The sequence below is a fragment of the Alkalitalea saponilacus genome, from assembly GCF_900168165.1.
GTDB lineage: Bacteria > Bacteroidota > Bacteroidia > Bacteroidales > Marinilabiliaceae > Natronoflexus > Natronoflexus saponilacus.
The window spans coordinates 59,951-72,985 of the sequence record NZ_FUYV01000002.1 but is presented as its reverse complement, the minus strand read 5'-3'; the positions used below and the strand labels follow the sequence as shown (position 1 = coordinate 72,985).

The window sequence follows — 13,035 nt, the reverse complement described above, 5'->3', positions numbered from 1 at the left end:
TAATTTGCTGCCCTATGAGTTTTTCCCCGTTTGTAGCCAGGCATATTGGCCCCCAAAAGCAGGATGTTGATACAATGCTCTTAGAATTAGGAGTGGAGTCACTGGATGAATTACTTTGTCTTTCTGTACCCGACTCTATTCGAACAAAGGAGGGATTTGAAATAGGGAGTGGTATAAGTGAATCTGATTTTCTTGAAAAAATCCGAAAAATTGCATCAAAAAACAGATTGCTCAAAACTTATATCGGGATGGGGTATTATAACACATTTACACCATCGGTTATCATTCGCAATGTGTTGGAAAATCCGGTTTGGTACACTTCTTATACACCCTATCAGGCTGAAATATCGCAAGGACGTTTAGAAGCTTTACTCAACTTCCAAACCATGGTTTCAGAACTCACTTCAATGGAAATTGCCAATGCATCTCTTCTGGATGAGGCTACAGCTGTGGCTGAAGCCATGATTATGATGTACAACACCCGTTCCAGAAAACAAATAAAGAGTGGCGTAAATGTTTGCATTGTGGATGATGCAATTTGGCCTCAAACACGGTCGGTGATTGAAACCAGAGCATTAGGGTTGGGAATAGAACTTGAATTTGTTGGTTTTAATGAAATAAAATATTCTGGAAATAAGCATTTTGGTGCCATTTTTCAGTATCCAAATGCAATGGGAGAAATCAATGATTACGAACCACTGGTTTCCAGAATTCATGAGCAAGAGGGAAAAGTTGTTGTGGCTTCGGATCTTTTATCACTCACACTGCTAAAACCACCGGGAGAATGGGGTGCGGATATTGTCGTGGGTTCAACGCAGAGAATGGGCGTTCCTATGGCCTATGGCGGTCCTCATGCAGGTTATTTTGCTACCCGTGAGGAGTTTAAAAGATTTGTCCCGGGTCGGATCATAGGAGTTACCCGCGATGTAAAAGGGAAGCGTGCTTTACGCATGGCTTTACAAACCAGAGAACAACATATTAAACGGGAAAAAGCCACCTCTAACATTTGTACTGCTCAGGCTCTGCTTGCTTCGATGGCAGGTTTTTATGCCGTTTATCATGGCCCCGATGGGTTAAGATCAATGGCATTGAGAATTCACAAATTGGCAACTTCATTGGTTTTAACTCTAAAAAAGCTAGGTGTTAACCAGCTAAATAATTCATGGTTTGATACTCTGCGTTTTCGATTGCCCGATGGTGTAACTTGTGAAAAGTTAAGGGCAGTTGCGCTTCAAAACGGAGTGAATTTTCTTTACCGAGGGGTACGGGATTTTGGTGTCAGTCTGGATGAAACCTCTACTGTTGAAGATATTAAAAATATTGCGGAGATTGTTTCTATGTCCATCGGTGTTAAAACCGCCGAAGTAGAGAGCTCTGAGAAAGAGATTATCCCGGAATCATTGAAACGATTATCGCAGTTTATGAAACAGGAAGTGTTTCATAAATACAGATCGGAAACAGATATGATGCGCTACATTAAACTTCTGGAACGAAAGGATATCTCTTTGGCCCATTCTATGATTTCTCTAGGGTCATGCACCATGAAACTCAATGCTGCATCCGAAATGTTTCCCATAACCTGGCCTGAATTTGGAGGCTTACACCCCTTTGTTCCTAAAGAACAAGCTGCCGGCTATCATGAAATGATGAATGAGTTGCGATCCGATTTAGCGAAAATAACAGGTTTTGCAGACGTAAGTCTGCAACCCAATTCAGGAGCTTCCGGAGAGTATGCTGGCTTAATGGTTATTCGTGCTTATCATGAAAGTAAAGGTGAAGGACACCGCGATGTGGCTCTGATTCCTTCGTCTGCACATGGAACCAATCCGGCAAGTGCAGTTATGGCGGGCTTAAAGGTGATTGTGGTTAAGTGCGATGAAAATGGCAATATTGATGTTGCTGATCTTAAAGAAAAAGCTAAGGAACACCGGGAAAATTTATCTTGTTTAATGGTAACCTATCCTTCAACACACGGGGTTTTTGAAGCTTCCATAAAGGATGTTTGTAAAATAATTCATGATAATGGTGGTCAAGTGTACATGGATGGTGCAAATATGAATGCCCAGGTTGGTATTACCAACCCCGGAATAATAGGTGCCGATGTTTGTCATTTGAATTTACATAAAACCTTCGCCATCCCCCACGGTGGAGGAGGCCCCGGTGTAGGTCCAATTGGTGTGGCAAAGCATTTGATTGAGTTTTTACCCGGTCATCCCGTAATTGATAATAAACGCCATGGTGTTATGACCATATCGGCGGCTCCATGGGGAAGCGCCGGTGTGCTTCCGATTACTTATGGATACATTAAAATGATGGGAGCAGAAGGACTCACCTATGCAACCAAAATAGCGATTCTAAATGCCAACTACATAGCCAAAAAGCTCGAAAAAGATTACAACATTCTTTATACTGGAGAAAAAGGTTATGTGGCACATGAATTAATTCTTGAGTGCAGAAACTTTAAGAACAGCTCAGGGGTAACTGAGACAGATATTGCCAAGCGTTTGATAGACTATGGTTTTCATGCACCGACACTATCTTTTCCTGTGGCCGGCACCTTGATGGTTGAACCTACCGAAAGTGAATCTTTAGCGGAACTGGACAGGTTTATCGAAGCCATGAAAGCAATCAGGGATGAAATCAGAGAGGTGGAAAATGGAGAAACCGACAAAGAGGATAATTTATTGAAAAACTCTCCGCATGCCGATTATGAGCTGACCTCGGATGATTGGACTCATCCATACTCACGAGAACGTGCCGGATTTCCTTTAACCTGGGTGAGAGAGAGAAAGTTTTGGATCTCTGTTGGACGGGTTGACAATGCCTGGGGTGACAGAAATCTGATTTGTACCTGTGATCCGGTGGATTCGTATCAATAACTCATGCTAAATCAGTAATCAGAATTACTGATCATGATTGCTTTTCTTTTTCAGCCTGTAAAGGCACTGTTTTTCACTGATGTCCATTTCCAGTATGTTCATCACCAATAAATTAATAATGATTTTTTCGGCTGACCAGCGATTGATTCCGGCAATTTTTTGAAAACCCGGCAAAGAGATGCTTTCATTTGTCTCAAAATACTTTAAAAGAGTGTTTTCGGCCTGGGTTAATTTGAGAAATGTTCCGGTTTTTCTTTTTTGTCTGGCCCATACTTTTAATAAAACGCCATTGGCCAGAATGTTTTGATCATTTACGCGAACGTAAACTTTGTAATCTCCATCTTTTGTAGGTGCCTTGTGCGGCTTTTTAATGCTTTTGGGAACAATCACCTCCAGAACAGTTTTAGTATCTTCTTCCCATATTTTTGTCTCGAAGGAAACAGGCGGTTTACAATACATGTTTGCGGCAGCCTCAACCATATAATACTCCTCATCAGAGGCAACACCAGCAATTCGGCCATTGTCTTTAACACCAACCAGCAATCTTCCTCCATCTGTATTGGCAAATGCAGCCAATGAGCGTGCAATTTTTTTGGAGTCGGTAATGGCGTATTTAAAATCCTGGGTTTGGTGTTCTCCCTCTGCTATGATATCTCTCAGCTGTTTGTTCACGGTTTTGTTTTTTCAAAATACAAAATAGTGAAATTATTTTCAAAATATCGAATAGAATGTGCCTGGTTTTCCCTAATTATATAGTGAGAGCCAAAAGCAAACCAGCCGCGATGTTTCGCGGCTGGTGGCATTTCTGCTAATTTAAAAGATCAGGGTTGAATTAACGGATAATGATTTTTTCTGTGAATATCTGATTTCCTGATTGGGCTGTTAGGATATACACTCCTCTTTCCATATTAGTAATGTTAACTGTGGGCTCTGATACACTTCTTCTATTCAATATGACTTTTCCAGACATGTCGCTGATGATTATTTGATCTATTACATCATTAGTGTTTATTGTAATATTCCCTGTTGAGGGGTTTGGAAACACAGAAATGCTGGGCTTATATGATCCTTCTGCTTCTGGTGTGCTAGTAGAGAAATTGTCAGTCCATGCTCTGAATTCCCCTGCCAAATGCAACAGACTCATCATTTGGAGCATTCCATCATAGTATCTGTACTGTCCAGTTGTTGGTTCTCTGTTCCAGAGTGAATGTATGAACTCCCAAGCCATGGCATCGTCTGACGCTAAAGATCCAACAGCGTTACATGCCACTAAGCCTGCTGATTGGTGATTTCTTCCCGGTAACGGGGTGCCATCGAGTTCATATCCGCTCCAATAGGTATACATTCCTTCGCTATGGAAAAATGATTGTATTCTCATACATAATTCTTTTTGCCTTTCATCCTTTTTAAACCATGCATAATCCATTGCAACATTCATGATTACTCTCCATGCATCAACAACAAAGTGCATTTTTTCGCCTTGCTGTCTTGGTGTTGCATCAAAATTAGCGTAATCCGGTGTTAAGCCCGTAACCGGGTGCGCGGCATCGTATAGGAAATCTCTTGCTACCTCTGCAGCTTGATACCAGAATTCATTGTTTGTATCAGCCATCATACCCCAGATTTCAAAAAATGCTGGAAGATAGTATGAAGGATCCGTAAATTCAGATGCTGTTGCATATGGAACATAAACAACCTGGTGGTCGGGGGTAAACATATTGGGAACTGAGCCAATGATTGTATTATGAGGCCAACCTTTGCTCATTACCTGGTTCAGAATATAATCCGCTTCAGCTCTGTAGTTGTAAATGCCATCACCGTTACCCCAGCGTACAGAAGCGAAATAAAGTGCCGTAACAAAATATATCTCTCCATCCGAAGCTGTATTCTGATCTATAATACTTCCATCCCTGTTTACTACCCAGGCAAAATACCCTTCTCTGTTACCAGGGCCATGCTGCATGTGTGTTTTAGCGAAGTTCCATAATCTGTCAAATTCTTCCTGTTTATCCATTTGAACAGCAATCATCATCCCATATGACATCCCTTCAGTTCTTACATCATTGTTAGCCGCATCCAGAATGTAAGCCATGTCATTACCAACAGGGTAGTAGACTCTTTCTGTATCATCGTCTCCATAAAAAAGTTGGTTAAAGACATCATTGATTTTATCATCAATCTCTTCCGGAGTATAGCCAGCTTCCAGAAACATATTTCTATATTGACCGGAGTATATTGCTCCTTCTTCGGGAATAACCGGTGGTGGCGGTGGTGGTGGAATCTCTCCTAAATATGTAATTGATATGTAGTCCAGGAAGGTGTTTGAAGCTCCTGTGTCGTCTGTTCTTATAAGCAGTAAGTCAATTGAAGGATTGTCACCTGAGATGTTCACTTCTCTTGAAATAATAGCTGGAGTGGTGCCAGTAAATGAGAACAGAAATATGTTGTCACCATTAATTCTTAGCTGGGCGCCTGCCGCATTGTTGTTGTTTGAAGCTCCTCTCACATCAATCCTATATCTGCCAGAAGTTTCTGGTAATGTAACAATTTGTGATACTTGGTCTCCATTTGCGTAAAGCCATACTCCGTTTGTTGGATTATCCGTGATTAGCCCAAAGCCATGTGGGCTATGCACATTCATGCTTTGGCATTGAAGGGTGATTTCATCGTCATTCCCTGGTGTGTCTGGGTCACCGTTATCCCCTGAGTCCTCTTGTAGGGTAATTGAAATGAAATCAAGGAAAGTATTGCTGGTGCCATCATCCTGGGTGCGAATTAAAATTACCTCTTTTTCGCTATCTCCTGAGAGTGTTGTCTCTATGTTAAGGGTTTGGAGATCAGTTCCTGAAAACTGAAAAGTATGGATAGTTGTTCCTCCAATTCTTAACTGAGCATCGGCTTGTGATGAACCATCTGAAGCTCCTCTTACTTCTATAAGATATGTGCCGGGAACTTCTGGTAAAGTAACAGTTTGTGATACTTGGTCTCCATTTGCATAAAGCCATACTCCGTTTGTTGGTTGATCTGTTATCAGTCCGAACCCTCCGGGGCTATGCGGATTCATGTTTTCACATTGGAGGGTTATGGTTGTTGCAATAAGGTTGGTACTGAATAACAGTGTACACAACAGAAAGAAAAAATTCTTCATAAATTCGAACTTTAGTTATTAGTAAATGTCTGAAACAGATAATCTGTCAGATTAGGTTTTTTCACTGACAAACAATCAGAAATGTTTAAGATGTTGAGCAGATAATTAATTAAATTGGTTGTTTAAAGAATCTTAAAGGCTAATTTAAGCGGTGTTGTTAGTTCTCTGGATTCTTTCTTTGTGACCAACATCTTAATCATCTGTTTTCGAATTTTAAGGATCCGGATCAAATCAAAATTCAATGAGAGCAAAAGTAATTTTGAAATGATAATATGCATTGGACAGATTTGCCAATTTATTGAATAATTCTGCCAATTGTTGAAGTTTGTAAACGGATGAAGTATTTATATCTCTTTTTTTTGTTTATTTTCTTTTTGGTAGTCAGTTGGAGACGTTTTAAATTCATCACGAAAACAGCGACTGAAATAGGCTGGGTCATTAAATCCTGTTTGAGTACTGATCTCGTTAACTGTTAAGTTTGAAGAAGAAAGAAGTTCAGCGGCTCTTTTCAGGCGCATTGTTCTTATGAATTCAATGGCTGTTTGGTCTGTCAGAGCCTTTATTTTTCTTGCCAGAGAGCGATAACTCATGTTTAGTTGGCTACTTAAATGTTCCACGCTGAATTCAGGATCAGATAGAAATTTATTTGTAATATCCAGAAGTTTTTCAACGAAAAGTTGATCTGTGTTGGTGATGGTTATATCTGTGGGTTTTAGGTGAATTTCATTTCTGAACTTATCTATTAGGGCGTTTCTTGTATTGATTAATCTGTTTATGTAGGTTACTAGAATTTCGGTTGAGAATGGCTTGGTAATATACGCATCAGCTCCCGTTTGAACGCCTTTAATCTGATCTTCTTCGTTGGCTTTGGCTGTCAGAGCTATAATAGGAATATGACTTGTCGATATATCACTCTTTAATAGCCGGATCAATTCAAACCCATCCATTAGCGGCATCATGATATCAGTGACAATGATGTCGGGATTAATCTCGTTTGCATATTCAAGACCCTCTTTACCATTATTAGCAGTTATAACATGGTATTTTATGTTTAGTTTGTTGGCGATGTGATTTAATAAATCAGTATTATCTTCAACAATTAAAACTGTGCTTCTCTCGTATGCATCGGAGGCTGACTCAACTGATTTGTTTTGTCCCTGTGTTGTCTCATCAATGGTGATAAAAACGTTCTCTTTTTTTAATGTCTCCTCATCTTGTTGTAGTTGTTCCATCTGATGATTTACAGGGATTTGGAAGGCAAAGCAGGAGCCTTTGCCTTCTGTGCTGTCAACCCATATTTTTCCGTTATGTAGTTCTATGTATTGTTTGGTTATGTCCAGCCCAATTCCTGTTCCTTCAGATTTACGCTCATTTATCGGAATTCTATAATACCTTCTAAATACATTAGAGACTTCTTTCTTTGGGATTCCACAACCAGTATCCGAAATTTTAATCTCCAGATGAGGTATGCTGGCTCTTTTTCTGAAAAGCTTTAATCCGGTCTGCTTTTTCGTTTTGACATTCATAATTTCACTTGTTCTGATTTCAATACTTCCTCCTTCGGGACTGTATTTTACCGCATTTGATATCAGATTATAAATTATGGTTGTCATTTTTTCGTAGTCAAACCAAGCGTAGAGTTTAGCTTTCTCAGATATCAGACGAAATGTGTGTTTCTCTTTGTTTGACCTGCTTTTAAATGCATTGATAATATCGTTTATCAGATTGTTAATATTGCTGTAGGTCATATTTAACCTCTCACCTCCTGTATCAATTCTTCTGAAATCCAGGATTTGATTAATCAAATCCAATAGCCTCTGAATATTCTTTTGTGTAGGTATAAGAGATTCTTTAATTTTTGTGTCAATTTGAGAATCTTTTATTAAATCTTCAACAGGTTCTTTTATTAGAGTTAATGGAGTCCTTATTTCATGAGATAAATTTGTGAAGAAATTCAATTTAGCCTGATTAATCTCCTCCTGTTTCTTGTGTTTGAAATGTTCGATTTGCAATTGCGTTTTTTGTGTGATTTCAATAAGAGAATATCGCTTATATCCTACAATAAGTAGCAATAGTATAATGATGTATCCAATGTATGCCAAATGAGTTTGCCACCAAGCGGGTAAAACAACGATGTCAATCTTTCTGTAGTTGTCATTCCATAGTCCGTCATTATTGGCTGCTTTAACTTTAAAGGTGTATCTGCCTGGATTTATGTTGGTATAGTGAGTTTCTCTATGGTCTGTAATGTAGTTCCATTGATCTTCAAACCCATCAAGTTTGTAGGCAAACAGGTTGTTTTCAGGTGAGATGTAATTAAAGGCTGTAAACCTAAAACCAAAGTTGTTTTGACTCTTCTTTAAAGTTATCTCCTCAGTATAAGAAATGTGTTGCTGTAGGGGAGATGCTTCAGTTCCTGTATCCACGAGGTTTCCGGAGATGTAAAAATCTACTATTTCCACATCAGGAATAAACGGATTAAGCCTTATGCTGTCAGGATGAAATCGGTTGAAGCCGTTGATGCCGCCGAAATACATGATCCCTTCTCTGGTTAATAAAGCAGATCGACGGTTGAACTCATTCCCCTGCAAACCGTCTTCTAGTTTCAGATTTGTCAGGATGGGTTGACTGGGAAGAAGAACTGCCTTCGTGAATTTTGAAATGCCCATATTAGTCCCCAACCATAAATTGCCAGACCTGTCTTCTTTTATACTTTTAATGGCATTATGCGGAAGTCCGTCTTTTATAGAATAGTGTCCTAAATGTGCAAGCTCTTCATTGATGACATGAAGTCCTGCTTCTGTTCCAATCCATATGTTGTTTTTACTGTCTTTGTATAATGCATAAACATTGACATCCTGATTGTTCCCCGATAATGTTACAGGGGTGAAAATATTCTGAGCGATGTTAAATTTTGTGACCCCATTAACATTTGCCAGTAAAAGAACGCTATCAGATAACTTGATTATATCTTCTACAAAATTTGTTTTGATTGATGAATTATCAATGGTATAATGGGTGAAGGTATTCTCAGATTTATTATAATGATTCAGGCCTCCTCCCATTGTCCCTATCCATAAATCTCCGTTCTCCTCAGGAAGAATTGCGAAAATGTTAGCTGAATTTAGACTTTTGATGTTATCGGACGGTAAAAAAATGGTGAACTCACCCTTTTCTTTGTCGAAAAGATTTAAGCCTCCTCCCCAGGTGCCTATCCATATTTGATCATTGTTATTTTCAGCAAGATCCCAAACAGCATTGGAGCCAATGCTGTTTGAATTCTTTTTTTCATGCACATAGTGGGTGTATTTTTCTGTTTCTTTATTGTACCGGCTCAGCCCCCCCTCAGTTCCAATCCAAATAAAGTGATCATCCTCCAAAAATGTGTTAACATGGTTGTTAATTACTGAGCTTTTCTTTTCGGGAGTTTTTCTGTGCAGTTCAATTTGTTTGGCATTCTTTTTATATATGTTAATTCCCCCTGCATAAGTGCCTATCCATATGTTTTCCTGAAAATCTTCGTAAATCGTCTGTATGGTGTTATTGGTAATTGAATTTGGAGTAAAAGGTCGGTATTGATATCGCTCAAATGCCGGGGCGGATAAATTGCTGTTTATCTTCAGTCTGTTAAGGCCTCCGTTTTGAGTTCCAACCCAAAGGTATCCATGGTTATCAAGATGCAACGAGAGAATTGCTCCTTCTGAAATAGAAGAATCATTGGAGGGGTTGTGTATGAAATTTTTAAAAATGATGTCATTTTCATTGATTGTTCCTTTATTTAACCCTTTGTTGGTGCCAATCCATAAACGTCCTTGCTCATCACGTGTAATTGACCTTATATCGTTTCCAGTTATACTGCCAGGTTTATCTGGTTCATCCAGAAATGTTTTAAAAGCGCCAAGATTTCTGATAAAAAGATTTAAGCCATGTTTTGTTCCAACCCAAATATTGTTTTCACAATCTATATATATGGTATTGACTATTCCATGGCTTATGCTGTTATCTGAATTTGGATCTGGAAAAAATTCAGTCAACTGTTGGTCTATTGAGTTCAGGAAAAAGAAGTTGTGCGCACCAATGTATATATGGCCGTTTAAATCCTGAGCTATAGCATAGATGTTCTCCCTGGGCAAGTGATTCATTCTTATGAATGAATCATTTTTTCTGTTATATACGTTTATGCCGTTCGATGTGCCTACCCAAATATCCCCTTTTTTATCAATAAATAGCGTGTAAATTTGGTTAGAAGATATGGTTTTTATGTTTTCCGGATCATGTTTGTAAATATGAAAATGCGATCCGTCATACTTTGTAAGGCCATCCTCAGTCCCAATCCAAATAAAGCCATCTGTATCCTGTACTATTGAAGTTATTCTGCTCGACGAGAGCCCATTGTTTGAGGTGATGCTTTTAAAACTAAGATTTGATAAGACTGTATGTTGAAAGAAAATAGATAATATAATGGTAAAAATAAACTTCATAATTAAGTACTAATTTGGAGATTCCGATATCACAAAAGTAGTTTAATAGTGTGAATGTATGAAAAAAAACGTAAAGACACCTTGCACTCTTGTGTCTAATCATATTATTTTGATGAATTTCTGTTTTGTGTAAGTTCTTAGTTTATAGGCGATGGTTAATCTCACTATCAAAATTGGATGCTTTGTCGCTATTTGATTTATAGATATATTATCTGATTGAAGTATTTATTTGTTAATATTAAGTTTTATTTACTTATGGGCGTGTAATCGTTATTTTAATTACATAATGTTGCATGAAAATTTTGAAATAATTTAGAATGTACAACCATGGACAGAAGAAAATTTTTAGCAAGTACAGGTTTGGCAGCTGGATCATTATTAATGAATCCGGTTAATAGTGTTGCTGCCCGGCGCACACCAGGGAAAAAGAGAAAAATGGCTCTTGTAGGCACAGGCATCCGTGGTGTAAATATGTTTGGTCGCGATCTGCTCAGGCAATATGGTGAATATGTTGAATTAGTAGGTCTTTGTGATATTAATCCCGGCCGACTCAGGTATGCCGATGGTTATATTGGCGCCAATTGTCCCACTTTTACCGATTTGGAGGAGATGATTCGAAAGCAAAAACCCGAAGTTATCATTGTTACCTCTGAAGATTCCTCCCATCATACTGTAATTATCAAAGCCATGGAGATGGGATGTGATATCATTACAGAAAAGCCTCTTACCATTGATGAAGGAAAAGCACAGGAAATTCTTGATGCTCAGAAACGCACCGGACGCGAAATCATTGTAACATTTAATTATCGCTATCCCCCATACAGAGCCAAGATGAAACAACTGATAAATGATGGGCTCATTGGCGATATCAATACTGTTGAGTTTCATTGGAACATTGACCACAGTCATTTAACAAGGTATATGCAAAGATGGCATGGTTATAAGGATCATGGCGGAACCTTGTGGGTTCATAAATCAACACACCATTTCGATATGGTAAACTGGTTCCTTGATTCTGAGCCTAAAGAGGTGTTTGCTTATGCATCATTGGATAGATATGGTAAAAACGGGAAATTCCGTGGAAAAAACTGCCGCAACTGTGAATATACTGCTAAATGTCCCTATTATTGGGATATTAATGCAAATGCTCACTTAAAAGCTTTGTATGCCGACAATGAACAATATGACGGCTATATTCGTGATAACTGTGTATTTCGTGAGAGCATTGATATTTATGAGCACCACAATGCCGTTGTAAAATATATGAATGGTGCTGTGTTGAACTATTCTTTAACAGGTGATACCGATTACGAAGGATACTGGATCGCGTTTAATGGAACTAAAGGGCGCTTGGAAGCTCGTATTGAAGGCTATCCGCAAAAAGATTATGCTGAGATTACTTTTACTCCCATTGACAGATACACTGATGAAAAACCCAAAATTTTCAGAGTGGACTATACACGTGCCGGTCATTGGGGAGGGGATGTTTTAATGATGGACAAATTGTTTAAAGATCCAGATATGCCAGATCCACTTCGCCAGCAAGCTACATTACGCGATGGCGTGATGTCTATTCTTACCGGTGTTGCCGCTCGTCAAAGTGTAGAGTCCGGAAAAACAGTTCAGATTCAGGACCTTACAACTTTAAAGCCTAAAGTGAAGGTTGTGTAGTGAGTTTACTATGTTTTGCGCTAAAAAAGCCGGTTCTAAAACCGGCTTTTGCATTTAGAATCAGGAGGTCGTAACTCCATGTTTGTTTCATTTTTTATGATGGAATTAGCTCTTTTATAACATTGGTGTACGAACTTCCGGTTTCTATTCTGGTTCTATTTTTATCATTTAAAACTAAGATATACTTACCTTTAAAATACTTTCTAAACTCTTTTATGTAATTAATATTGACAATAATACCCCGATGGATTTGAATGAAGTGATCGGGCAGTCGGTCAAGAAGTTTTTTTAACGACATTTCTGATATATATTTTTCACCATTGTTGGTAAAGAAATCAACATACTTTTCATTTGCTTTAAAATGGGTTATATGCTCAGTTTTAATAAGCAATACTCTGTCGCCTATTTTATGGGGCACCGAATGAAGAATTTTTTTCTCAGTTTGCAGCTCTATCAAATTAAGCAACTCTTTAATTCGAAGACTTGATTTTTGGTTGGATATGTGGTCTAATTTTTCTAATGTTATTTTTAACCGTTCTGCTTCAACCGGTTTTACCAAATAATCAAGTGCAAGGGTCTCGAATGCCTGGAGAGCATAGTTTTCATAAGCCGTACAAAATACCACATGGGGGATAAACTCTAAATCCTCAAGCATTTCGAATCCTGTTTTGCCGGGCATCTGAATATCAAGGAATACAATATCAGGTTTTAGATGGTTGATCATTTTTGCTCCTTCAATGCCATTGCCGGCTTCTCCTATAATTTCAAAGCGATCCTTAAAGCTCGCCAACAACGTTGACAAACGTTGCCGGGCAATGCTTTCATCATCTATAATAAGGGTTCGTAATACATTCAT

General features: G+C 38.6%; 6 protein-coding genes. 2 read left to right on the top strand and 4 right to left on the bottom strand.

Annotated elements, in window-relative coordinates:
- Window positions 1-14: 14 nt before the first annotated feature.
- Entirely contained in the window at window positions 15-2,879 is a 2,865-nt protein-coding gene (gcvP, locus tag B5X70_RS02440) for an aminomethyl-transferring glycine dehydrogenase (protein WP_079556287.1), read from the top strand.
- A 24-nt stretch (window positions 2,880-2,903) separates the two neighbouring features.
- Here the strand turns inward: gcvP and B5X70_RS02435 are convergent, their stop codons facing one another.
- From B5X70_RS02435 to B5X70_RS02425, 3 genes are all read right to left on the bottom strand, one after another.
- Window positions 2,904-3,551 carry an AlbA family DNA-binding domain-containing protein gene (locus tag B5X70_RS02435; RefSeq protein ID WP_079556286.1) on the bottom strand — a complete coding sequence of 216 codons (648 nt, stop codon included), beginning with the start codon at window positions 3,549-3,551 and terminating at the stop codon, window positions 2,904-2,906.
- Between the two features lie 160 nt (window positions 3,552-3,711).
- Window positions 3,712-6,027: a glycosyl hydrolase family 8 gene (locus B5X70_RS02430; protein ID WP_079556285.1), complete on the bottom strand. Its 2,316-nt coding sequence runs from the start codon at window positions 6,025-6,027 to the stop codon at window positions 3,712-3,714.
- Between the two features lie 344 nt (window positions 6,028-6,371).
- On the bottom strand, window positions 6,372-10,508 hold the full coding sequence (locus tag B5X70_RS02425) for a hybrid sensor histidine kinase/response regulator transcription factor (protein WP_079556284.1): 4,137 nt from the start codon (window positions 10,506-10,508) through the stop codon (window positions 6,372-6,374).
- 327 nt (window positions 10,509-10,835) lie between these two features.
- Between B5X70_RS02425 and B5X70_RS02420 the strand changes: the two genes are divergently transcribed.
- Window positions 10,836-12,179 carry a Gfo/Idh/MocA family oxidoreductase gene (locus B5X70_RS02420; RefSeq protein ID WP_079556283.1) on the top strand — a complete coding sequence of 448 codons (1,344 nt, stop codon included), beginning with the start codon at window positions 10,836-10,838 and terminating at the stop codon, window positions 12,177-12,179.
- Window positions 12,180-12,273: 94 nt separating this feature from the next.
- On the opposite strand, the gene B5X70_RS02415 is transcribed toward B5X70_RS02420, so the two are convergent.
- Complete coding sequence (locus B5X70_RS02415) at window positions 12,274-13,035, bottom strand: LytR/AlgR family response regulator transcription factor (protein WP_079556282.1); 762 nt, start codon at window positions 13,033-13,035, stop codon at window positions 12,274-12,276.

Coding starts and splice junctions, on each gene's coding strand:
- gcvP (WP_079556287.1), top strand. CDS start 15: ATGAGTTTTTCCCCGTTTGTAGCCAGGCATATTGGCCCCCAAAAGCAG.
- B5X70_RS02430 (WP_079556285.1), bottom strand. CDS start 6,027: ATGAAGAATTTTTTCTTTCTGTTGTGTACACTGTTATTCAGTACCAAC.
- B5X70_RS02425 (WP_079556284.1), bottom strand. CDS start 10,508: ATGAAGTTTATTTTTACCATTATATTATCTATTTTCTTTCAACATACA.
- B5X70_RS02420 (WP_079556283.1), top strand. CDS start 10,836: ATGGACAGAAGAAAATTTTTAGCAAGTACAGGTTTGGCAGCTGGATCA.
- B5X70_RS02415 (WP_079556282.1), bottom strand. CDS start 13,035: ATGAATGTATTACGAACCCTTATTATAGATGATGAAAGCATTGCCCGG.